Annotated in this window: 18 protein-coding genes; 12 read left to right on the forward strand and 6 right to left on the reverse strand. The window is 68.9% G+C overall.

Annotated features, from left to right (window positions below; all coding sequences use genetic code 11):
- Positions 1-205 (reverse strand): hypothetical protein (locus G3N98_RS27975; protein ID WP_206149898.1); only part of this gene is annotated, 205 nt, incomplete at its 3' end.
- A gap of 553 nt (positions 206-758) precedes the next feature.
- Here G3N98_RS27975 and G3N98_RS27980 point away from each other — a divergent pair.
- The 3 genes from G3N98_RS27980 to G3N98_RS27990 are packed head-to-tail and all read left to right on the forward strand — an operon-like array spanning position 759 to position 4,756.
- Positions 759-1,514 carry a 2Fe-2S iron-sulfur cluster-binding protein gene (locus tag G3N98_RS27980; protein WP_206149900.1) on the forward strand — a complete coding sequence of 252 codons (756 nt, stop codon included), beginning with the start codon at positions 759-761 and terminating at the stop codon, positions 1,512-1,514.
- An 18-nt stretch (positions 1,515-1,532) separates the two neighbouring features.
- Complete coding sequence (locus G3N98_RS27985; RefSeq protein ID WP_206149902.1) at positions 1,533-2,534, forward strand: xanthine dehydrogenase family protein subunit M; 1,002 nt, start codon at positions 1,533-1,535, stop codon at positions 2,532-2,534.
- Positions 2,531-4,756: a xanthine dehydrogenase family protein molybdopterin-binding subunit gene (locus tag G3N98_RS27990; protein ID WP_206149904.1), complete on the forward strand. Its 2,226-nt coding sequence runs from the start codon at positions 2,531-2,533 to the stop codon at positions 4,754-4,756. Before G3N98_RS27985 ends, G3N98_RS27990 begins: the two co-directional genes overlap by 4 nt.
- Before the next feature lie 9 nt (positions 4,757-4,765).
- On the opposite strand, the gene G3N98_RS27995 is transcribed toward G3N98_RS27990, so the two are convergent.
- Positions 4,766-5,686 carry a LysR substrate-binding domain-containing protein gene (locus tag G3N98_RS27995; protein ID WP_089473654.1) on the reverse strand — a complete coding sequence of 307 codons (921 nt, stop codon included), beginning with the start codon at positions 5,684-5,686 and terminating at the stop codon, positions 4,766-4,768.
- 112 nt (positions 5,687-5,798) lie between these two features.
- On the opposite strand from G3N98_RS27995, the gene G3N98_RS28000 reads away from it, so the two are divergent.
- A complete protein-coding gene (locus tag G3N98_RS28000) occupies positions 5,799-6,437 on the forward strand; it encodes a glutathione S-transferase (protein ID WP_089426466.1) in 639 nt (212 codons plus the stop codon).
- A 56-nt stretch (positions 6,438-6,493) separates the two neighbouring features.
- On the opposite strand, the gene G3N98_RS28005 is transcribed toward G3N98_RS28000, so the two are convergent.
- Positions 6,494-7,765, reverse strand: a complete 1,272-nt coding sequence (locus G3N98_RS28005) for an MFS transporter (RefSeq protein ID WP_206149906.1) — start codon at positions 7,763-7,765, stop codon at positions 6,494-6,496.
- A 106-nt stretch (positions 7,766-7,871) separates the two neighbouring features.
- On the opposite strand from G3N98_RS28005, the gene G3N98_RS28010 reads away from it, so the two are divergent.
- The 3 genes from G3N98_RS28010 (at position 7,872) to G3N98_RS28020 (ending at position 9,620) form a co-directional block, all read left to right on the forward strand.
- Positions 7,872-8,915 (forward strand): LysR substrate-binding domain-containing protein, encoded by a 1,044-nt coding sequence (locus tag G3N98_RS28010; RefSeq protein WP_206149908.1) that lies wholly within the window; start codon positions 7,872-7,874, stop codon positions 8,913-8,915.
- Positions 8,916-9,030: 115 nt separating this feature from the next.
- Positions 9,031-9,240 (forward strand): hypothetical protein, encoded by a 210-nt coding sequence (locus G3N98_RS28015; protein ID WP_206149910.1) that lies wholly within the window; start codon positions 9,031-9,033, stop codon positions 9,238-9,240.
- Positions 9,240-9,620: a type II toxin-antitoxin system VapC family toxin gene (locus tag G3N98_RS28020; RefSeq protein ID WP_206149912.1), complete on the forward strand. Its 381-nt coding sequence runs from the start codon at positions 9,240-9,242 to the stop codon at positions 9,618-9,620. Before G3N98_RS28015 ends, G3N98_RS28020 begins: the two co-directional genes overlap by 1 nt.
- A 56-nt stretch (positions 9,621-9,676) precedes the next feature.
- On the opposite strand, the gene dapA is transcribed toward G3N98_RS28020, so the two are convergent.
- The gene (gene dapA, locus G3N98_RS28025) at positions 9,677-10,570 is read right to left on the reverse strand and encodes a 4-hydroxy-tetrahydrodipicolinate synthase (RefSeq protein WP_206149914.1); all 894 of its coding nucleotides are present in this window, start codon (positions 10,568-10,570) and stop codon (positions 9,677-9,679) included.
- A gap of 452 nt (positions 10,571-11,022) precedes the next feature.
- Between dapA and G3N98_RS28030 the strand changes: the two genes are divergently transcribed.
- Positions 11,023-12,042, forward strand: a complete 1,020-nt coding sequence (locus G3N98_RS28030; protein ID WP_069249019.1) for a sulfate ABC transporter substrate-binding protein — start codon at positions 11,023-11,025, stop codon at positions 12,040-12,042.
- 187 nt (positions 12,043-12,229) lie between these two features.
- Positions 12,230-13,192, forward strand: coding sequence for an ion channel (locus G3N98_RS28035; RefSeq protein ID WP_089461721.1), 963 nt, complete (start codon positions 12,230-12,232; stop codon positions 13,190-13,192).
- Positions 13,193-13,243: 51 nt separating this feature from the next.
- Here the strand turns inward: G3N98_RS28035 and G3N98_RS28040 are convergent, their stop codons facing one another.
- The gene (locus tag G3N98_RS28040; RefSeq protein WP_175236836.1) at positions 13,244-13,858 is read right to left on the reverse strand and encodes a glutathione S-transferase; all 615 of its coding nucleotides are present in this window, start codon (positions 13,856-13,858) and stop codon (positions 13,244-13,246) included.
- A 372-nt stretch (positions 13,859-14,230) separates the two neighbouring features.
- Between G3N98_RS28040 and G3N98_RS28045 the strand changes: the two genes are divergently transcribed.
- Positions 14,231-14,788: a sugar O-acetyltransferase gene (locus tag G3N98_RS28045; protein WP_206149916.1), complete on the forward strand. Its 558-nt coding sequence runs from the start codon at positions 14,231-14,233 to the stop codon at positions 14,786-14,788.
- 2,270 nt (positions 14,789-17,058) lie between these two features.
- The gene (locus G3N98_RS28050) at positions 17,059-20,631 is read left to right on the forward strand and encodes an indolepyruvate ferredoxin oxidoreductase family protein (protein WP_206149918.1); all 3,573 of its coding nucleotides are present in this window, start codon (positions 17,059-17,061) and stop codon (positions 20,629-20,631) included.
- A 92-nt stretch (positions 20,632-20,723) separates the two neighbouring features.
- Here G3N98_RS28050 and G3N98_RS28055 read toward each other — a convergent pair whose 3' ends face one another.
- The gene (locus tag G3N98_RS28055; RefSeq protein WP_206149920.1) at positions 20,724-22,391 is read right to left on the reverse strand and encodes a Na+/H+ antiporter; all 1,668 of its coding nucleotides are present in this window, start codon (positions 22,389-22,391) and stop codon (positions 20,724-20,726) included.
- Positions 22,392-22,689: 298 nt separating this feature from the next.
- On the opposite strand from G3N98_RS28055, the gene G3N98_RS28060 reads away from it, so the two are divergent.
- Positions 22,690-23,662, forward strand: a 973-nt coding sequence (locus tag G3N98_RS28060) for an EAL domain-containing protein (protein WP_206149922.1), incomplete at its 3' end; no start/stop codon positions are given.

A 23,662-nucleotide genomic window follows, 5' to 3' on the forward strand; every position in this document is an offset into this window, starting at 1 on the left:
TCACGACGGGCGGCGCGGGCGGCGCGGCATCGGACGCGGCGGCATTCGCGCTCGCGTCGCTGTTGAACGCGCCGGCGGCGCCGCTCGATGCGCCGCCGGCCTGCTGCGCGGCGTCGGTCGCGTTGGCGTCGTGCGGCGCGTCGTCGCTGCAGGCGGCGACGAAAACGGCGGCACACAGAACGACGGCGACGAAAACGCGACGCATGACTTCTCTCCTGGCAGGCTGATCGGGAAACGTTTTCGAGTATGCCGCTGCGATGCGACGTTTCGGTGAATCGTTTGCGATGCGAGTGTGATCGCGACATGTTTTCGTCAGGCCAACGGAACGCCTTCGCGGCGATCCGCCGGCACGCGTGGCGGAATTTTCCAGCAGAGACGGATGCTGCGCGCATTTACACGGCGCGCAACGACGTGATCCGGCCACGGCGACGCGAGCGCCATGCGCGCCGTGGCACCTGCGCCCGGCAACTTGCGACCGATGTGTGGCCGGATGCGCCGGAAAACCGGGCGTTATTGCCGCTTCGTCAGCGAACGGCCAGCCGCGCGCCAGCGTGGTGTCATGAAGGCAGGGTCAGCGGCAACGTGTTCCGTGTGCCGCCCGGGCCGCGCCTCGCACGGGTGACTGACGCGGCACATCGGCGTTGCCCCGCCGTTTCGCGGCACCGGAATTGCTCGTTGCCGATGGGCGTGCCGACCGCGCCGCCATTCGGGCGCGGGCAGCACATCTGCGTCCATCAACCATTGAGCGAGCAGAAGTCATGTCCAGCGATCGATCCGATTCTCCGTCTGCCGAACCGGCGCGCGATGCCGCCCCGTCGCCGCTCGGGCCCGGCCATTCAGCGGCGCCGCGGTTGCCGCACGACACGCCGTCCAGTGCCGCGCGGCGCCGCTTCCTGCAATCCGCGGCGGCGGCCGCGACCGTCAGCGCCGCATCGCACGTTCATTCGCCGCCGTCGTACGCGGCATCCACGCCGGCCGCGCCCCGCCGCGATACGGTGCCGGCGCAGCCCGTGCGTCTCGACATCAACGGGCGCGCGTACACACTGCAGCTCGAACCGCGCGTCACGCTGCTCGACGCACTGCGCGAATACGCCGGGCTCACGGGCACGAAGAAGGGCTGCGATCGCGGGCAGTGCGGTGCGTGCACGGTGCTCGTCGACGGGCGGCGCATCAACGCATGCCTGACGCTCGCAGTGATGCACGAAGGCGCGCGGATCACGACCGTCGAAGGGCTGGCGCGCGGCAGCGTGCTGAGCCCGGTGCAGCGCGCATTCGTCGAATGCGATGCGTTCCAGTGCGGCTACTGCACGTCCGGCCAGCTCTGCTCGGCGACCGCGCTGCTCGACGAATTCGCGGCGGGGGCCGGGAGCGCCGCCACCGACGACGTGCGGCGCCGTCCCGCGCAGCTGTCGGACGACGAGATCCGCGAGCGCATGAGCGGCAACCTGTGCCGCTGCGGCGCGTACCCGAACATCGTCGCCGCCGTGCGCGCCGCGCACGCGGCGCGCGGCTAGCCGACGGAGGGCACCGCAATGGAAGCGATCTCCTACGAACGCGCGACCGACGTCGCCGGCGCCGTGCGCGCGGCGCAGCGGCCCGGCGCCGCATTCATCGGCGGCGGCACGAACCTGCTGGACCTGATGAAGGGCGGCGTCGCGCGGCCCGTCACGCTCATCGACATCACGCACATCGCGGGCCTCGATACGATCGAGGCGCTGCCCGGCGGCGGCGTGCGCATCGGCGCGCTCGTGCGCAACAGCGATGCGGCCGATCATCCGCGCCTGCGCGCCGACTATCCGCTGCTGTCGCAGGCGCTGCTCGCCGGCGCGTCCGCGCAATTGCGCAACATGGCGACCGTCGGCGGCAACCTGATGCAGCGCACGCGCTGCCCGAATTTCTACGATCCCGCGTTCGCGCAATGCAACAAGCGCGAGCCGGGCAGCGGCTGCGCGGCGATCGGCGGCCACAACCGGATGCACGCGATCCTCGGCGCCAGCTCCCAGTGCGTGGCGGTGAACCCGTCGGACATGAGCGTCGCGCTCGCCGCGCTCGACGCCGTCGTGCAGGTGAGCGGCCCGCACGGCGCGCGGCAGATTCCGATCGCATCGTTTCACCGCTTGCCGGCAGATCGTCCCGACCTCGACACGACGCTCGAGCCGGGCGAGCTGATCACCGCGGTGGACTTGCCGCCGCCGCGCTTCGCCGACCATGCGCACTATCTGAAGGTGCGCGATCGCGCGAGCTATGCGTTCGCGCTGGTGTCGGTCGCGGCCGCGCTGCGGATGGACGGCCCGCGCGTCGCCGACGCGCGGATCGCGCTCGGCGGCGTCGCGCACAAGCCGTTGCGTGCGATGGAGGCGGAAGCGCATCTCGCGGGCCGCACACCGACCGACGCGACGCTGCGCGAGGCGGCCGCGCTGGCGTTGCGCGACGCGCGGCCGCTCGACGGCAATGGCTTCAAGATCGCGCTCGCGCAGCGGGCGATCGTCCGTGCGGTCGAAACGGCAGCCGCCATGCCGGGAGGTGCCGCATGAACACGATGACGGGACAACCGCTGGACCGTGTCGACGGCGTGCTCAAGGTGACGGGCGGCGCACACTACGCGGCCGAATTCTCCGATGCGCGGCTCGCGCACGCGGTGCTCGTGACGAGCACGATCGCATCCGGGCGCATCGAGTCGATCGATGCGGCGCGCGCCCGCGCGATGCCGGGCGTGCTGATCGTGATCACGCACGAGAACGCGATGCGGCTGCCCGACGGCGGCCGGCCGCCGCTGTCGCCGCCCGCGGGGCGCCGACTCACGTTGCTGCAGGACGACACGGTGCGCTACAGCAACGAACCCGTCGCGGTCGTCGTCGCCGAAACGCTCGAGCAGGCGACCGACGCCGCGCATGCCGTGCACGTGCGTTATCGCGCGAGCGATGCCGTGGCGGATTTCGCGCAGGCGAAGCGCTGCGCGCGCGTGCCGCCGAAGCAGCAGGGCCGCCCGATGGATACGCAGCGCGGCGACGTCGATGCGGGCCTGCGCGAAGGCGCGGTGCGCATCGACGCGACCTATACGACGCCGATGCAGCATCACAACCCGATCGAGCCGCACGCGACGATGGCGCGCTGGGACGGCCCGACGCTCACGCTGCACGATGCGACACAGGGCGTGTCGGGCGCGAGCACGGCGGTGGCCGCGGTCTTCGGCATCGCGCCGGACCACGTGCGCGTGATTTCACCGTTCCTCGGCGGCGGCTTCGGCTGCAAGGGTTCGTCGTGGTCGCACGTGTCGTTGTGCGCGATGGCCGCGAAGCAGGTCGGGCGCCCGGTTCGTCTCGCGCTGACACGGCCGCAGATGTTCGGCCCGGTCGGCGGGCGGCCGTTCACCGAACAGCGCGTCGTGCTGGCCGCGCGCCAGGACGGCACGTTGACGGCGATGCGCCACGACACGATCGCCACCACGTCGACGTTCGAGGACTGGATGGAGATGTGCGGGATGCCGTCGCGGATCATGTACGCGGTGCCGAACCACGCGACCACGCACCGGATCGTGGCGCTGAACGTCGGCACGCCGACGTTCATGCGCGCGCCCGGCGAGGCGTCGGGTTCGTTCGCGCTGGAATCGGCGATGGACGAACTCGCGTGGCGGCTCGGCATGGACCCGGTCGCGCTGCGGCTCGCGAATTACGCGGCGGTTGATCCGCAGGACGGCAAGCCGTGGTCGAGCAACAAGCTGCGCGAATGCTACGAGCTCGGCGCGCGGCGCTTCGGCTGGTCGCGCCGCACCGGCGCGCCGCGCACGATGCGCGACGGCGACACGCTGATCGGCCTCGGGATGGCGGCCGCCACGTATCCGGCGAACCGCAGCGAAGCGTCGGCGCGGGCGCGCATCTTGCCGGACGGCACGGCCGAAGTCGCGTCGGGCACGCAGGACATCGGCACCGGAACCTACACGGTGATGACGCAGGTCGCGGCCGATGCGCTTGGTTTCTCGCCGCAGAACGTGCGCTTCGTGCTCGGCGATTCCAGCCTGCCGCGTGCGCCGGTATCGGGCGGCTCGCAGTCAGCGGCGAGCGTGGCGCCTGCCGTGCGCGAGGCCGCGCTGCAGGCGCGCGCGAAGCTGGTCATGCTGGCGGTCGCCGCCCCCGGATCGCCGCTGCACGGCGTCGCGGCCGACGACGTGACGGTCGACAACGGCTGGGTCGTGCATCGCGACGACCCTTCGCGGCGCGATCCGGCCGCGGCGGTGATCGCGCGCGCGGGCGGTCAGCCGATCGACGCGCAGGCGACGACGAAGCCGGGCGACGAGAAGTCGCGCTATGCGTCTCATTCTTTCGGCGCGGTGTTTGCCGAAGTGCACGTCGATGCCGAACTCGGCACGATTCGCGTACCGCGCATCGTCGGCGTCTACAGCGTCGGCAGCCTGCTCAACGCGAAAACGGCACGCAGCCAGTTGATCGGCGGGATGGTGTGGGGGGTCGGCACCGCGCTCGAGGAAGGCTCGCATCTCGACGTGCGGCACGGCCGCTTCACGAACGCGAATCTCGCTGAATATCACGTGCCCGTGAACGCGGACATCGGCGAGCTGGATGTGAGTTTCGTCGACGAGCGCGACACGCATTTCAATCCGCTCGGCATTCGCGGCATCGGCGAGATCGGCATCACCGGCGTGCCGGCCGCGATCGCCAATGCGGTCTATCACGCGACCGGTGTGCGGGTGCGCGATCTGCCGATCACGCTCGACAAGGTGGCGATGCCGATGCGGGCGTGAGCGCCGGCGTCAGCGCCGCGGCGTCCTGCGCCGCACCTCGCTGCGCAGCCAGTCGAGCCACGTGCGGATCGCCGCTTCGTGCGGATGGCCGGGGCGCCACACGACGTAGTGCGCATACACGTCGGTCACGCGCACCGTCGACACGCGCACGAGCGTGCCGTTCGCGAGTTCGGGCTCGATCAGCGAGCGGCGCGCGAGTGCGACGCCACGCCCCTTCAGCGTCGCGTCGATCAGCGCATTCGGATCGGTGAAGCGCGGCGCGCGCGCGGATTCGGTGAGGTCGAGCCGCGCGGCCTGGAGCCACGGTTCCCACGGTTGCGCGGGATGGCGCAGCAGCGTCGCGCGCACGAGATCGGCCGGCGCGCGCGGTGCGATGCCGTCGCGATTGCGGTACGCGGGGCTCGCGACCGGAAAGATCGTCTCGTTCATCAGCTTCTCGGCGACGACGCCCGGCCACGTGCCGGGCCCGTAGCGCAGCGCGACGTCGATGCGGTCGCGCTTGCGCAGCGGCGCGAGCGCCACGTCCGGGTGCAGCGCGATCGCGATGTGCGGATGCGCGGCCGCGAAGCGCGGCAGGCGCGGCGCGAGCCAGCGCTCGGCGACGCTCGGCAGCACGCTGACGTTCAGCGTGACGTCGCAGGTGCGCGGGCGACTGCGCACGGCGAGCGCCGGCTCGAACGCGCGCTCGAGCACGCTGAGGCCCTGGCGTACCTGCAGGGCGAGCGCGTGCGCGGCGTGCGTCGGCGTCGCGCCGTTACGTTCGCGCGTGAAGAGCGGATAGCCGAGCTGCGCCTCGAGCGCGCGGATGTGCTGGCTGACAGCGCCTTGCGTGAGCGCCAGTTCATCGGCCGCACGCGTGAAGCTTTGCAGCCGCACGGCGGTCTCGAACGCGCGCAGCGTCTGCAGCGGAGGAAGGTGGATGCGTCGCATGCGGGTATTAGTAACACTAATGTCCGAGCACGACAATTCATCGTTTGCGGCGAGCAGGCACGCGTTCCTACACTCGGTTCCGTCTTCCACATCCCCGTCGGGCCCCCCCACCATGAACGCCTATCGTCTCTATCTTTCGCCGGGCGCCTGCTCGCTTGCCGCCCACATCGCACTGGAGGAAACCGGCGCGCCGTTCGACGTCGAGATCGTCTCCGTGCAGAAGCAGCAGAACCTCGAGGCGCGCTATCTCGCGATCAACGCGAAGGCGCGCGTGCCGGTGCTCGCGATTCCGGGCGAGCCGCACGTGCTGACCGAAACGCCGGCGATCCTCACGTATCTCGCGCGTCGTTATCCCGAGGCGCAGTTGCTGCCGTTCGGCGATCCGCTGCGCGAGGCACGGTGCCACGAATGGCTCGCCTGGCTGGTCGGCTGGGTGCATGGCGTCGGCTATGGCGCGCTGTGGCGGCCGGGCCGCTTCATCGGCGATCCGGCCCTGCATGGCGAGGTCAGCGCGCACGGCCGACGCACGATCGAAGCCGCGAACGAGGCGATCGAAGCCGCGCTCGCCGACGGCCGCACGTGGGCCGAGCCGGGCGCGCATTCGATCGTCGATCCGTTCCTGTTCGTGCTGTATCGCTGGGGCGTCGCGATCGGGCTCGACATGACGCGGCATGCGGCCTGGACTGCCCACGCGCAGCGCGAGGCCGAGCGGCCGGCGTCGCGGCGTGCGCTGGCGCGCGAGGCGGCCTGACGGATCGCGCGGGCGTCGTGGCGTGCGCGGCGACGCCCGCATGAGACGTGCGGCTGCTATTTCGCGGCGAACAGCGGATAGGTCGCGCCGGCGACCAGCGCGGCCGCGAGCCACACGACACTCCACGAACTGACCGCGAGCAGCGGTGGAATCGCGAGTGGCGTCGCGAACAGCCCGAGGTAGACGATGGTATTGGCCATCCCGAGTGCGGTGCCCGCCTGATTCGCGCCCGCGAGCGTCGCGAGCTCCGTGTACGCGACGCCGTGCCACGCGGACACGCAGATGCCGGCGAAGACGAGAATCGCGACGATCGCGGCGAGCGGCACGTGCGCATGGCCGGCCGTCGCGGCTGCGAGCAGCGCGAACGAGCCGGCCGCGACGAATACCGATCCGCGCAGATACGCGCGCCGGTTGCCGTGCCGGTCGGTATGACGGCCGCTCCACACGCGCATCACCATCGCGCCGAGCTGCAGCGTGACCATCGCCGCACTGATGCCGGCGAGGCCGAGCCGGCCGAAATCGTGCAAGAACACCGTCGCAAACGTGAGCACCGCGAACTGCGGCGCGCACAGCAGGCCGATGCCGAGCACGATGCGCCACACGGGGCCGCTCACGAGCGGGTTGCGCCCCTGCCGCGCGGACGGCTGCTGTTCGACGGGGCGATGCGTAGCCGGGTGCGTCACGGCCGGCTCGGCCGGCGGCTCGTGCAGCCAGCGCCAGGTGAGCGCGGCCGATCCCGCGCACAGCAGCATCAGCGCGCCGAATACCGCGGCGAAGCCGATATGCGACGCGAGCGACGGCAGCAGCGCCGCGCCGATGCCGCCGCCGAGCGGCACGGCCGTCTGGCGGATGCTCATCGCGAGCCCACGTTCACGCTCGCCGAACCAGCGCATCACCGCGCGCCCGCTCGACCCGTTCACGCTGCCGCCGAGCAGGCCGACGCAGCACATCGCCGCGACGACGCGCATCAGCGGCGGCACGCCGTGCGCGCTCGGGACGATCGTGCACACCATCAGCGCGAACATCGCGGCCGTGGCGACGAGCCCGGCGAGCAGCACGCGGCGGTCGCCGAAGCGGTCGGCGGCCATTCCCCACGGCAGCTCGGACAGCGCGACGCCGAAGCCGAGCGCGCCGAGCACGAGGCCGAGCGCACCGTTGTCGAGGTGATAGGCCGTGCGCATCCACACGGCCGTGGTCGGAATGCCGGCCGCCGCGGCCGAAAAGCTCATGTTCGCGGCGACGCCGGCCGCCAGCACACGCCAGCGATGAGCCGCGCCGCGCACGTCGCGGGCGGGCGAGGAGGGGGAAGCGATGCACGAGGTATCCATGACGGCAGGCCCGGGTGGAAATTGACATCCACAGTCTGGCGACCTACATTCATCCTGAAAATCGGAAAGTTTTTGATGAATCGTTCGATAAAACGGGATGGTTGAGATGTCCGGACAAGACATTCCACGCGACGACGGCGAGTCGCTCGCGCTGGCCCGGCCCAACTTCGACGTGGCGGCGCTGCGCAGCCTCGTCGCCGGGGTGGATCTCGGCAGTTTTGCGAAGGCTGCCGACCGCGTCGCGCGCTCGTCGTCGGCGGTGAGCGCGCAGATCCGCAAGCTCGAGGAGCAGGCCGGCACGCCGCTGTTCGTGAAGGCCGGGCGCGGGCTGGCGCTGACCGATGCCGGCGACGCGATGCTGCGCTATGCGCGGCGGATGATCGAGCTGAACGACGAGGCGGCCGCGGCCGTGCGCGGCATGAATCTCGACGGCTGGGTGCGCGTCGGGCTGCAGGAGGATTTCGGCGAGGCGATTCTGCCCGACGTGCTCGGGCGGTTCGCGCGTGCGCATCCGAAGGTGCGGATCGAGGCGCGCGTGGCGCGCAATGCCGACTTGCTCGACCGGCTCGACGCGAACCAGCTCGATCTCGCGCTGGTGTGGGGAGACCCGGCGTCGGCGGCGCTGGTGGCGCGCGCGGGGATCGATAGCGAAGCGATCGCGCAGGTGCCGATGCAGTGGGTCGGGGCGGCGGCCTTGGCCGCGGGCGGCTTCGGCATGCCGGGCGGCGGTGCGGAAGAGGGTATGGACGGCGGCGCGGTCGAAACGGGCGGCCGTGCGGTGCGGGAGCCCGGCGAGCCGCTGCCGCTCGTCGTGTTCGACCGGCCGTGCCGGTTCTTCGGCGCGGCGACCGGCGCGCTCGATCGCGCGGGCGTGCCGTGGCGCGTTGCGTTCACGACACCGAGTCTCGCCGGGCTATGGGCCGCGGCGGCGGCCGGCCTCGGGCTGACGGTGCGCTCGCAGTACGGGCTGCCCGCGTCGGTGCGCGTGCTCGACGCGGCTTCGTGCGGGTTGCCGGCACTGCCGAGTTTGCCGCTGATTTTGCTGCGGCGCACGTCGTCGGCGACACCGACCGTCGATCGGCTCGCGCGGATCGTGAAGCAGGCGGTGCGGGATGCGACGGAGGGGACGGGGGTAGCGCTGGCGGCGTGACGAAATGCTCGATTGCCGCTGCGGGTTGCGATTCGGCTGTCCCTCTGCCGATCGGTCGAATGGATCGATCAGGTGAACCTGACTACAGTGATGATCACTTGAAACGGAGGTCATCATGCAAAACGCGAATACGCCCGGTACCAATGCGGTCGATCCGGCCCAAAGGGCAGATGCCACGATCCGCGGTGACGGGACGTCAACTGATCGACTCGTGCCCGGCGATCCGCCTGTTCGGTTCGGTGTCCTGCAAGGGCAGGCGTGGATCGCGGACGACTTCGATGCCCCGCTGCCCGATTACCTGCTGGATGCCTTCGAAGGGCACTGATGCGGCTGTTGCTCGATACGCACATCTTTTTGTGGATCGTGACCAATGACCCCAGGCTGAGCGCAAGGGCGCGCCGCCTGATCTCGGCCGCCGACGTACGTTTCGTCAGCAGCGCGAGCCTCTGGGAGGCCGCCATCAAGGCCGGCCTGGGGAAGCTCGATATCGACGTCGGCAAGCTGATCCGAGCGATCGGCTCGAGCGGGATTCGCGAGCTACCGGTTCGGGCCGCGCATGGGGCCGCGGTCCGTGATCTGCCGCACCACCATCGTGATCCATTCGATCGCTTGCTGGTCGCACAGGCCCGTCACGAGCCGCTTCAGCTCGTGACGGCCGATGCCCATCTTGCGCGGTATGACCGGTCGCTCGTTCTGACAGTTTGAAGCAATCTGTCGGGGCGAAATCCATCGGTCGGCTGCACGTCATGTGGCGTCGCGGTTCATGCTGCCGCGACGTCCGGCTCGATTTCGTCCAGTTCCGCACAAATGGCCGCCAGCCGCTCCCTCAACCCTTCACTCGCCGGCACGAACGGCAGCCGCAACCCGTCCTCGCACCACCCTTGCGCGGCCAGCACGGCCTTCACCGGCGCGGGGTTCGGCTCCGCGAAGAGCGCCGCGACGAGCGGCTGCAGCGCGACCGACAGGCGCCGCGCATCGGCGAGCCGGCCGTCGCGCAGCAGCGTGTGGATGCGCACATGCCATTCGGGCAGCACGTGCGCGCTGCTCGCGATCGCGCCGTGCGCACCGGCGCACATCGCCGCGAAGTTCTGGTTGTCGTCGCCGGACAGGATCGCGAGCGGCGTGTCGTGCACGAGCCGGCTCATCCGGTCGAGCGTGCCGCCGCATTCCTTGATGCCCGCGACGCGCGGGTCGCGCGCGAGCGCCTGCAGCGTGCCCAGTTCGACGTTCACGCCGGTGCGGTACGGGATGTTGTAGACGAGCACCGGCAGGTCGGCCGCGTCGACGATCGCCTCGACGTGGCGGCGGATGCCGTCCTGCGTCGGCCGAACGTAGACGGGCGGCGTGACGAGCAGCCCGTCGGGCCGCAGCGCCGCGAGTTCGCGCGCACGGGCAGCCGCGAAATGCGTCGCGCTCGCGGTCAGCCCGACGACGATCGGCAGCCCGGGCGCCGCGTCGCGCAGCGTCGCGAACACCGCGTCCTGTTCGCGCGCGTCGAGCAGCACGCCTTCACCGGTCGTCGCGCCCGCGACGAAGCCCGCGATGCCCGCGGCCGCATAGTGGCGCGCGAGTCGCGCGAGCGCGGCATGGTCGACTTCGCCGTGGTGGAACGGCGTGATGATCGGCAGCCAGATACCTTCGAAACGTGTGTTCATGCAAAGCCTCAGGGTGGAAACGGAGTGGGAAGGAACCGTTCCGCCGGCGGAGAGCCGGAGCGAGGCGTGCGAGCAAGGAGAAAGAAACGACCTGCGGGCATCCCGTCCGGCATTCGCCTGACGGGACGCGACGTCCCCGTCAGTCGAGGAGTCGTTTTTTCAGTTTCAGCCCGGCCGCGCGCGCACCTGCCGCGACGGCGGCGAGGATCGGAAGCGAGCGCAGGGCAGCGGACATGGAGGAACCGGGAAATGGGCTGAGCGGCGATCTTAACACCGGATCCGATCCGCGCGCGAGCGCCTGCCGCCGTTTAGCAGGATTCGAGATTTGCTTTCCACGACTGATTGGAAAGCGCGCCGCGCCCGGCCGCTAGAATGCCCGCTTACGTTTCGATGACAGCGCGTACGCGTGCCGTCACGCACATTCACCACCACTGGAAACGGGGCATATCACGATGGCAAGCATGAAGGGGATCGGCCGCTGGCTGCACACGGGCGCGGCGGCGGCGCTGGTCGTGGCGGCAACCGCCGCGCACGCGGATACGTCGATCCTGAACGTGTCGTACGACGTGACGCGCGAACTGTACAAGGACATCAACGCGGGTTTTGCCGCTGCCTACAAGCAGAAGACCGGCGAGACGGTCGCGATCAAGCAGTCGCACGGCGCGTCGAGCGCGCAGGCGCTGTCGGTGCTGCAAGGGCTGCAGGCCGACGTCGTGACGATGAACCAGCCGAACGACATCGACCTGCTCGCCGAGCGCGGCCAGCTGCTGCCGAAAGATTGGCGCGCGCGTTTCCCGGACAACAGCTCGCCGTACTCGACCACGATGGTGTTCCTGGTGCGCAAGGGCAACCCGAAGGCGATCAAGGACTGGAGCGATCTCGCGAAGCCGGGTGTCCAGGTGATCATCGCGAACCCGAAGACGTCGGGCAACGGCCGCTATGCGTATCTGGCCGCGTGGGGCTTCCAGAAGCAGAAGGGCGCGACCGACCAGCAGGCGATCGACTTCGAGAAGGCGATCTTCCGCAACGTGCCGGTGCTCGATTCCGGCGGCCGCGGCGCGACGACGACGTTCACGCAGCGCGGCATCGGCGACGTGCTGGTCACGTTCGAGAACGAAGTCGCGCTGATGGACACCGGCGCATCGGGCGCGCAGTTCGACGCGGTGTACCCGTCGGCGAGCATCCTCGCGGAGCCGCCCGTCGCCGTCGTCGACAAGGTCGTCGACAAGAAGGGCACGCGCAAGGTCGCGCAGGCGTATCTCGACTACCTGTACACGCCGGAAGCGCAGGAGATCATCGCGCAACACCATCTGCGCCCGCGCGACGCGAACGTGCTGAAGAAGCATGCGGCCGAATTCAAGTCGCTGAAGACGTTCAGCGTCGAGCAGGTCTTCGGCAGCTGGGCGAACGCGCAGAAGACGCACTTCGCGGACGGCGGCACGTTCGACCAGGTGATCGTCGACCGCAAGTGAGCGCCGCGCGCAAGCGAGCACCGCTCGCTTGCCCATACGCTGACGACGCAGCCGGCCGCTTCCGCGGCCGGTTTTTTTTGCGCCGCGCGGCCGGTGGCGCGACGGATTTCCATTCCGAACCGGCACGCATACCCGGCCGCCGCCGCGCGTGCTACGCTCATCGCCTCCCTGCTTCCGGCACCGCGCGATGAACGTCGATTCGTCCTCCCCAGCCTCCCGCGGCCGTGGCCGCAAGCTCTGGTCGGGCACCCGCCCGGTGATTGCGTACGGGATGCCGCCGCTCGGCTGGCGCGACCTCTATCACCGCGCGCTGACGGTGAGCTGGCCCGTATTCTTCCTGTCGCTCGCCGTGCTGTTCCTGCTGCTCAACGGCGCCTTTGCGACGCTCTACCTGCTTGGCCATGCGCCGATCGCGAACCAGTCGCCGGCCGGTTTCGGCGGCGCGTTCTTCTTCAGCGTCGAGACCCTCGCGACCGTCGGCTACGGCGACATGCATCCGCAGACCGTTTATGCGCACCTCGTCGCGACGTTCGAGATCTTCGTCGGGATGTCGGGCATTGCGATGGCCACGGGGCTCGTGTTTGCGCGGTTTTCGCGGCCGCAGGCGAAGATCCTGTTCGCACGCTACGCGATCGTCCGGCCGTTGAACGGCAGGATGACGCTGATGGTGCGCGCCGCGAATGCGCGCCAGAACGTGATTGCCGAGGCGCAGGCGAAACTGCGGCTGATGCGCGTCGAGGGCACGCACGAGGGCTACACGCTGCGCAAGATCCACGACCTGGCGCTCGTGCGCAGCGAGCATCCGATCTTCCTGCTCGGCTGGAACCTGATGCACGTGATCGACGAATCGAGCGCGCTGTTCGGCGAGACGCCCGAATCGCTCGCCGCGCGCGACGCGTCGTTGCTGATCACGATCGAAGGCTCGGACGAGACCACCGCGCAGGTGATGCAGGCGCGTCATTCCTGGGAGCATGACGAGATCCGCTGGCGTCACCGCTATGTCGACCTGATGCACGACGAAGACGGCATCACGCACATCGACTACACGCATTTTCATGAGGTGGTGCCGGTCGACGCCGATACCGACGAGCGCGGCTCGCCGGGGGCGGTGGTCAATGCCGGTGCCGCGACGTCGGGCCCTGCCACGTAGGCGTGCTCGCGGGCGGCGGGTAGCGCCGCCCCCGCACGACACGCTTACATGTCACGCATGCAGCAGGCGCGCCGCTTCGCGCTGTTCGATCGCGACCGCGCGGCGGAATGCGTCGCGATCCTCGGCGCGCGCGACGTAGTCGCCGAGCACGCCTTCGTGCGGCAGCAGATGCGCGTCGAAGGCGATCTTCAGCGTGCTGGCGAGCAGCAGGTCGGCCGCGGTGAAGCGGTCGCCGACGAGCCATGGACGATGGGCGAGTGCTTGCGCAAGTGCGCGCTGCACGCGGGTGATGTTGCCCCAGCCGAACGCGACCGGATTACCCGACGCGCCGGTGAATTTTTCGGCCATCGCGGGTTCGAGGCAGGTCGGCGTGAAGAACATCCATTGGAGGAAACGGCCGCGCAGCGGATCGTCGGGCGCGACGCCGAGCCCGGCGCCGGGGCAGCGGTCGGCAAGATAGAGCAGCACCGCGCCCGATTCGGCGAACGGCGCGCTGCCGTCGTCGAGCGCGGGCAGCTTGGCCATCGGGTTGACCTGCACGAACGCGTCGCTGCCCTGTTCGTGCGAACGCAGGTCGATCGGCACGAGTTCATACACCACGCCGAGTTCTTCAAGCATCCACAAGGCCCGGAATGCCCGGGTCTTCGGCCAGTAGTAGAGCTTCATCGTGCCTCCGCGTTGGGGTGCAGCTGTCGGTCCGGTGGATGCTCCAGCGTACCCGAGCGCCGCAGGTTCGGACAAGGGCGCCTGGCAAGGGGCGTCTAGCCAGCGGCGGTTATCTGCATAGGATGGCCAGACACGTTGTGTGTCGAGCGTGAATCAGGCAGAAGGCCGGGCAAAGCCTTGTCGCACAAGGCGGTATGTTGATAACTAGTTATATTTAGACTAGTTATAGATAGAACGAAAATCGTGGTGTGGGCTGGCATCCCGCACACGGCATCACGGCGCCCGCAGCGTCTGCACACACGCCAACACTGGCATCCTTCCGCAAGCGCCGATGCATCGCGAAACAGGGAAATCATGGGAGACAACACACGCATGGCAAACGACGATCGCACCACGATCATTCCGAGAAGAACGGCGGAATCGGCGGCGATGGTGGCCGAGGTCAGGCGGGCGATGTCGATCGCCGCGCGTATCAATCGCCTGACGTTCGACGACGCCGCGGAGGTTCGCACATTATTCGGAGAACTGATCGGCATGCCGGTGGACGACGGCTTCGTGTTGATCCCGCCGTTCCATGCGACGGGCGGCACCGGCATGAAGCTCGGGCGCAACGTGTTCGTCAACCAGAACTGCACGTTCCACGATCTCGGCGGGCTCGAGATCGGCGATGACGTGATGATCGGGCCGAACGTCAGCCTCATCACGTCCGGCCATCCCGTCGAACCTTCGCGGCGGCGCGACTTCGTCGTCGCGAAGCCGATCGTGATCGAACGGAACGTCTGGATCGGCGCCGGCGCGACGGTCATCGGCGGTGTGACGGTGGGCGAAAACTCGGTGGTCGCGGCCGGGGCCGTCGTCACGCGGGATGTTCCGCCGAATGTGCTGGTCGGCGGCAATCCGGCGGCGGTCATCCGGTCGATTGCCGAGTAATCCGGCTTGAGGGCGTGTGCCTGGTCGAGGCAGCCGGGATGGGCGGATGTGGATAACCCACCCCCGAGGCGACTCGAAACACTGTGCATTTGAATGGTGAGGGTGCCGCCGAGGCAGTCTGGATGGGGCTTTCCGGCCAATGCCCGATAGCGGTTGGCGGATGCGCGGGCCGTTCCGGTCGATGGTTGGAAGAAAGTCGGGCCGCGCGATCGGTTGTGGATATCCTCACGCCGAAACGACTCGGCGCCCTGTGCATTTCACAGGTGAGGGTCACCGGATGATACGGAATGCATGAAGCGGGTTGTGGACAACTCGCCCGCGAAACGACGCGAAATGCTGTGGAATTCAACGGTGAGGGGCGGCGTCCGATCGGGCGATGCGCCTTTTCTGGCGCGGTTTTCCAATCTTTGCGTGGTTCGAGGCGTCGCGCATTCTAGCCGAACGCGCGCATGCGTGGCGGAACCGCGTGCGTGCCGCGACGTGAAGATCCGGTTCCGGTTGTCACCCGAAAGGCCGTGCATTTTAACGGCGAGTGCGGGTGCGTGGTCTGCAACGTGCAGATTTCGCTGCGCATCGCGGCGTTCGCAAGCGACTCGAAGCGCTGCGCAATGCAGCGGCGAGCGCGAATACGCGATCGTTGGTCGGCGCGGCAAGACGCGATCGTTCGGCCGGCGGTTCCGTCCGACGTGGCGTGCATGTCCGGTTCGGACGCGAGCGTGCGAGCGGGGCCAACGCGAGCCCCCGTGTGGATATCCGATCACCGAAACGACTCGCGACACTGTGCATTTCGACGGTGAGTGTCAGTACCCGATCGGCCGACGAGCCTTGTCCCGCAAGGATTGCCGGCCGGTCGCGCCTTTCGCCGCGTGCATCCGTCATCGCATCGGCGGATGCGCATGCATGTGGATATCCTGCGTCGCGGACCACTCGAAGCGCTGTGGTTTTCAACGGTGAGGGTGCCCGCGTGGCTGGTCGGCAAGGCCGGATCGGGCGGGGATAACCACTGTTGCAGACACTCGAAGCCCTGTGTATTTCAACGGTGAGCGCGAGCCCGCGATTGTGCCGCATGCGCGTTGCGGCGTACATGTCTGGCCGATAAACCTACTCGTGCCCAGTGTGTACTTCTGCGGAGTGTGTGAATCTGCGATTGCGCAGCATGCGGGTTCCGGCGTGCCTGTTCGGCCGATAAGCCCGCTCTCGACCCAATGCATTTCCCTGGTGAGCGCGAGCCCGCGATTGTGCGCCATTCGGGTTCCAGCGTGCTCGTCCGGCCGATAAACCCGCTCGCGACTCAAAGCATCTCCACGAAGCGTGCGAGCCCGCGATTGCCCGGCATTCGTGTACCAGTGCGCCCGTCCGGCGGATAATCCCGCTCGCGACCCAGTACGTTTCCACACTGAGTGCAGGCTCGCGATTGCGCAGCATGCGTGTTCCAGCGTGCCTTTCCGGCAGATAACCCACTCGCGACCCAAAGCATTTCCACGTTGAGCGCCCGCCCGCGATTGCGCAGCATGCGTGTTCCAGCGTGCCTTTCCGGCTGATAAACCCACTCGCGACCCAACGTACTTCCACCATGAGCGCGAGTCTGCAAATGCCCGGCATGCATGTTTCTGCACGCCTTTCCAGCCGACAAACCCACTCACGACCCTGAGCATTCGAACGTTGAAGGCGAGTCGCCGATCGACGTAATACGCCCTCACCGATGTGGATATCCCCAGCCGAACCCCACTCGCCGCGCTGTGAATTTCGACGGTGAGCGTCGAAGCAAGAGCCCAACGCATGCCGACACAGATGTGGACACCCCGGCCTCCACGCCACTCGAAACGCTGTGCAATCGAACGGTGAGCGCGCGAGCCCGGTCGGCCGAGGGGCGCGGCGTTGTGGACATCCCGCGCTGCCGACCAATCGCAACCCTGTGCATTTCAATGGTGAGGGTCACCGCCACGAGGCGCTGAAACCCTTGCCACACGGGGCACGAGCGCCACCCGCGCCCTGCCCGGGGCCACCGCCGGACCGCCACGCGTTTCCCCGACAAACGATCCGCCCGCCCCGACGCGTCGCCCATCCCGCCCGACCGCCGTGCGCGAAAACTCTCTCAAATCCCGCCAAAAAGCTGCGCAGTTTTTCTCACAGAGGGCCCGCCCGAGCAAGATGAGAAAAAACATTCTCGGCTCCACGCGAAAAAATAGAGCCATTCGCTGCCGCCAGTCCCGCGTCGCCTGACGCCCTGCCGAGCAGCCCAGAACAGCACAATCCGGAGACATCCCCCCATGACTGCCCGCCTGCCCGTCGACGGCACGCCTGCCCTGTCCGACTACCGCCTGACCGACAACCTGACCGCGACGCGCGGCCGGATCTTCCTGACCGGCACGCAGGCGCTGGTTCGCCTGCTGCTGATGCAGCGCATGGTCGACGCCGAACAGGGGCTCAACACGGCCGGCTTCGTCAGCGGCTATCGCGGCTCGCCGCTCGGCATGGTCGACCAGCAACTGTGGAAGGCGAAGAAGCTGCTCGACGCCGGCGGCGTGCGCTTCCTGCCCGCGATCAACGAGGAACTTGGCGGCACGGCCGTGCTCGGCACGCAGCGGGTCGAGGCCGATCCCGAGCGCACGGTCGAGGGCGTCTATGCGATGTGGTACGGCAAGGGGCCGGGCGTCGATCGCGCCGGCGACGCGCTGAAGCACGGCAACGCGTACGGCTCGTCGCCGCATGGCGGCGTGCTCGTCGTGGCGGGCGACGACCACGGCTGCGTGTCGTCGTCGATGCCGCACCAGAGCGACTTCGCGATGATCGCGTGGCACATGCCGGTCGTGAACCCGGCGAACATCGCCGACATGCTCGAATTCGGCCTGTACGGCTGGGCGCTGTCGCGCTACTCGGGCGCATGGGTCGGTTTCAAGGCGATCTCGGAAACGGTCGAATCGGGCTCGACCGTCGACCTCGACGCGTTGCAGACGCAGTGGCCGGCGCCGGAAGGCTTTACACCGCCGGCGGGCGGCCTGCACAACCGCTGGCCCGACCTGCCGAGCCTCACGATCGAGGCGCGCCTCGCCGCGAAGCTCGACGCGGTGCGCCATTTCGCGCGCACCAACAGCATCGACAAGTGGATCGCGCCGAGCGCGCAGGCGAACGTCGGCATCGTGACCTGCGGCAAGGCGCACCTCGACCTGATGGAAGCGCTGCGCCGCCTCGACCTGACGGTGGCGGACCTCGACGCGGCCGGGGTGCGGATCTACAAGGTCGGCCTGTCGTATCCGCTCGAGATGACGCGCGTCGAAACCTTCGTCGACGGGCTCGCCGAAGTGCTCGTGATCGAGGAGAAGGGGCCCGTCATCGAGCAGCAGATCAAGGACTACCTGTACAACCGCACGGAAGGTGCGCGCCCGCGCGTGCTCGGCAAGCACGACGCCGCCGGCGCCTGCCTGCTGTCCGAGCTTGGCGAACTGCGTCCGTCGCGCATCCTGCCGGTGTTCGCCGACTGGCTCGCGCGCCACAAGCCGGCGCTGGACCGCCGCGAACGCGTGGTCGATCTCGTCGCACCGCAGATCCTGTCGAACGAGGCGGACGCGGTGAAGCGCACGCCGTATTTCTGCTCGGGCTGCCCGCACAACACGTCGACGAAGGTGCCGGAAGGCTCGATCGCGCAAGCCGGCATCGGCTGCCACTTCATGGCGTCGTGGATGGAGCGCGACACGACGGGGCTGATCCAGATGGGCGGCGAGGGCGTCGACTGGGCCGCGCACGCGATGTTCACCAACACGAAGCACGTGTTCCAGAACCTCGGCGACGGCACCTACTTCCACTCGGGCATCCTCGCGATCCGCCAGGCCGTGGCCGCGAAAGCGAACATCACGTACAAGATCCTCTACAACGACGCGGTCGCGATGACGGGCGGCCAGCCGGTCGACGGCAGCATCTCGGTGCCGCAGATCGCGCGGCAGGTCGAGGCGGAAGGCGTGTCGCGCTTCGTCGTCGTGTCCGACGAGCCGCAGAAGTACGACGGTCATCACGGCCAGTTCCCGACGGGCACGACGTTCCATCACCGCAGCGAACTCGACACGGTGCAGCGCGAGCTGCGCGAGACGCCGGGCGTCACCGTGCTGATCTACGACCAGACCTGCGCGGCCGAGAAGCGCCGCCGCCGCAAGAAGGGCGAATTCCCCGACCCGGACAAGCGCCTGTTCATCAACGACGCCGTGTGCGAAGGCTGCGGCGATTGCGGCGTGCAGTCGAACTGCCTGTCGGTCGAGCCGCTCGAAACACCGCTCGGCCGCAAGCGCCGCATCGACCAGTCGTCGTGCAACAAGGACTACTCGTGCGTGAACGGCTTCTGCCCGAGCTTCGTGACGGTCGAAGGCGCGGCGCTGAAGAAGGCCGCCGGTGCCGCGTTCGACGAAGCCGCGCTCGCCGCGAGGGTCGACGCGCTGCCGGTGCCCGCGACGCATCTCGACGCGGCGCCGTTCGACATGCTCGTGACGGGCGTCGGCGGCACGGGCGTGGTGACGGTCGGCGCGCTGATCAGCATGGCCGCGCACCTCGAAGGCAAGAGTGCGTCGGTACTCGACTTCATGGGCTTCGCGCAGAAGGGCGGGTCGGTGCTGTCGTTCGTGCGGATCGCGTCGAGCGACCGGTGGCTGAACCAGGTGCGCATCGACACGCAGCAGGCGGACGTGCTGCTCGCGTGCGACATGGTCGTCGGTGCGAGCGCCGAGGCGCTGCAGACGGTGCGTCACGAGCGTTCACGAATCGTCGTCAATACGCACCGGATCCCGAACGCGTCGTTCGTGCAGAACCCCGATGCGAACCTGCATGCGGACGCGCTGCTCGAGAAGATGCGCCACGCGGCCGGCGACGGCTACCTGTCGAGCTGCGACGCGCAGGCGCTCGCCGCGAAGTTCCTCGGCGACTCGATCGGCGCGAACATCCTGATGCTCGGCTATGCATGGCAGCTCGGCCTCGTACCGGTGTCGCTCGCGGCGATGATGCGCGCGATCGAGCTGAACAACGTCGCGGTGCCGATGAACAAGCTCGCGTTCTCGATCGGCCGGATGGCGGCCGGCGACGCGGCGGGCCTCGATGCGTTGTGGAACACGCGTCACACGGTGGCCGCGCAGGCCGCGCCGGAGACGCTCGCCGAGCTGATCGCCGATCGCGAAGCGCGTCTCGACGCGTACGGCGGCGCACGCTATGTCGAGCGCTACCGTGCGCTCGTGAGTGCGGCGCGTGCGAAGGGTGACGACGCGCTGACGCGCGCGGTCGCGACGACGTTCTACCGGCTGCTCGCGGTGAAGGACGAATACGAGGTCGCGCGGCTGTACACGGACGACGCGTTCCGCACCGCGCTCGAAGCGCAGTTCGAAGGCGTGCCGGGGCAGGCTTATCGCGTGAAGTTCAACCTGGCGCCGCCGACGGTCGCGAAGGCCGGCCGCGACGGCAGCGCGCCGAAGAAGCGCGTGTTCGGCCAGTGGATGTGGCCGGTGTTCGGCATGCTGGCGCGCGTGCGCAGCCTGCGCGGCACGTGGCTCGATCCGTTCGGCCGCACCGTCGAGCGCAAGATGGAGCGTGCGCTCGCCGACGACTACGAGACGACGCTCGCGCGTGCGCTCGCCGCGATGACGGCCGGCAATGCCGCGCCGGTCACGCAACTGGCAGACCTGCATGCACGTGTGCGCGGCTTCGGTCACGTGAAGGTGCGCAATCTCGCGGGCGTGAAGCGCGCGGAGCGCGAGCTCGCCTTGCAGCTCGGCATCGAAGCGACGACGAGCGCGGCCGTGCAGCACGCGCTTGACGAGATGAAGGGCGCGGGGATGCTGAAGGGGATTCCGGTCGTCGTCGCGAAGTAACGCGAACGCGGGCGGATGTGAAAACGGCGACGCGTGTGCGTCGCCGTTTTTTATTGGGCCGCGGTGGCTGCGTACAGGCAGCGGCCGGCCCTTTAGAGAATGCCTTTCTTGCGCGTCGACAGCGCGGTTTCCGATAGGTCGATCTCGCGGAGCAGCTTCGTCAGCGTCTCGTCGGAAATCTTGCTCTCGCTGCGCAGCCGGTACAGCGCGGAGCGTTCCGCGCGCACGGCCGCGATCCGCATCTGCAGTTCCATCGTTTCGGCCTGCTTCGCTTCCGCGCGCGGCGTGGGGCCGTCCTCGGCGAGCGTCGCGAGGCGGCGGCGGTACTGGTCCATCACGCGTGCGGAGATGTCCGCGCAGCGTGCGGCGCCCGATTCGTCGAGATCGACCGAGATCGCGTCGTGCGACGAGTCGATCGCGCGGATCGCGGCCTGCGCGGCGGCCGCGCGCGCGGCGCGTTCCTCGTCGCCGAGCGGGCTGCGCGACGAACGCACGCCGCGCAGCAGCAGCGGCAGGCCGACCACCGCGACGACGAGCGAGCCGAGGATCACGGCCGACGCGACGAAGATCGCCGTGTCGCGGCCCGGCAGCGGCACGCCGTCGGACAGCGCGACCGGAATCGACAGCACGCCGGCGAGCGTGACCGCGCCGCGCACGCCGCCGACCGTCATCACCGCGATCGTGCGCACGCCGGCCATCGTGCCCGCGAGGCCGTGGCGCGCGGCGCGACGGCTCGCGAACCAGCGCAGCAGCCAGACCCACAGGAAGCGGATCGCATACAGCGCGAGCATCATCGCGCAGACGTTGAAGATCATCCGGCCGACGAGCGCGTCGCTCGTGTGGTGCGCGTCGACGAGCGTGCGGCCGATGATGTGCGGCAGCTGCAGCCCGAGCATGATGAACACCATGCCGTTGAACACGAACTCGATCATCGCCCACGTGCTTTCGGCGCGCACACGCGACGCGACGGTGCTTTTACGCGAGAAGCTCGTGTAGTTCATCATCATCCCGGCCGACACGGCCGCCAGCACGCCCGACAGGTCGAGGTGCTCGGCGAACAGGTAGGCCGCGAACGGCACGAGCAGCGTCATCACGATGCCGGGGGCCGGATCGCCTTCCTGCTCGGCGTTCAGGAAGCGCGTCGACAGCGCGCTGAACGCCCACGACACGAGCGCGCCCGTCGCGAGCCCGCCGGCCGCGACGATCACGAACGTCACCGACGCGTCGCGCAGCGAGAACATGCCCGTCAGCGCGGCCGCGATCGCGAATTTCAGCGCGACGAGGCCGGACGCGTCGTTCATCAGCGCCTCGCCTTCGAGGATGTGCATCAGCTGCGGCGGGATCCGGCCCTTTCCGGCGATACCGGACAACGCGACCGCGTCGGTCGGCGACAGCACGGCCGCGAGCGCGAACGCGATCGGCAGCGGCAACTCGGGTATCAGCCAGTGCGCGAAGTAGCCCACTGCGAGTACCGTCATGAACACGAGCCCGAATGCGAGCATCAGGATCGCGCGGCGCTGCAGGTACAGCTCGCGCTTCGGAATCCGCCAGCCGTCCGCGAACAGCAGCGGCGGAATGAACAGCAGCATGAAGATTTCGGGATCGAACGTGACGTGCAGGTTCAGCTTCGGCCACGCGAGCATCGCGCCGAACGCGATCTGCATCAGCGGCAACGGCAGTTGGAACGGCAGGAGGCGTGTGACGGCGCCGGACAGCGCGACGGTCAGCAGCAGGATCAGGACGGTGAAGACGATTTCCATCGATACGGCGAATACGGGGAATGAAACGATCGTACGGAGTGTAGCGTGCTGGCGTGACGGGTGCGTTCGAGCGGCCGGTGCGCGTGCACGAAAACGGTGCGTGCGACCTGCGCCGGGATGGTGCGGCAACCCGGCGCGAGCCGTGCGGCGCACGGGCTGTCGGCGCCTTGCACGGAGCTTGCTTGAGGTTCGGCAGCCGTCCGGCGTCGACCGGGCAACCGAGGGTCCAACCAATGACATTGCACGCGCCGCTCGCTTCGTCGGGCGCCGCGTTCGAAGGCAATACCAGGAGGAAGGCATGACGATCGTGCAACAGGAGCGTCCGGCCGCCGCGTCGCCGTACCGGTTCGAGCGGGAGGTGAGTTCCGGCTTCGAACGTCTGGCGACGCAGCACCGCGACATGACGCTCACGACCGTGTTCCAGCCGATTTTCAGCCTGTCGCACCAGCGTGCGGTGGGCTACGAGGCGCTGCTGCGCGCGCACGATGCGCTCGATCGCGCCGTGTCGCCGCTCGACGTGTTCGGCGAAGCCGCGCGCCGGGGCGAGCTGCTGCAGCTCGACCGGCTCGCACAGGCGCTGCATCTCGAGAACTTCGCGCTGCTCGGCGCCGAGCGCGAGTGGCTGTTCCTCAACGTGCATCCGGGCGTGCTCACCGACCCGTTCCAGGCAGCCGCGCTGCTCGCGAACCTGAAGCGGCTCGGCATGCCGCCGCGCCGCGTCGTGCTCGAAGTGCTCGAGCAGCGCGCGGAAGACGTCGAGCGGCTTGCCGAGGCCGTGCGCGAATTCCGCACGCACGGCTTCCTGATCGCGCTCGACGATTTCGGCGCGGGTCACTCGAACCTCGAACGGATCTGGCAGCTGAACCCGGACATCGTGAAGCTCGACCGGATCATGCTGTCGCACGCGGCGCACCGCACGGGGCTCACCGCGATCCTGCACGGGCTCGTGACGCTGCTGCACGAGGCCGGCAAGCTGGTGCTCGTCGAGGGCATCGAGACCGAGCACGAGGCGCAGATCGCGCTGTCGTGCGAGGCCGATTTCGTGCAGGGCTATTACTTCGGCCGGCCGGCGCCGGGGCTGCCGGACAGCGCGGCCGCGACGGGCTGCATCGGCGAGCTGACCGAGCGCTTTCGCCAGCAGACCGACGCGCGTGAACGGCGCGATGCGCAGCGGCTCGCGCCGTACCTGCGCGCGTTCGAACGTGCGGCCGAGCGCCTCGCGGCCGGCGAGCCGCTCGGCGAGGTGTGCTGGAACTTCCTCGCGCTCGCCG

This window comes from Burkholderia sp. Tr-20390, from assembly GCF_017104595.1.
In the GTDB taxonomy this organism is placed as follows: Bacteria; Pseudomonadota; Gammaproteobacteria; order Burkholderiales; family Burkholderiaceae; genus Burkholderia.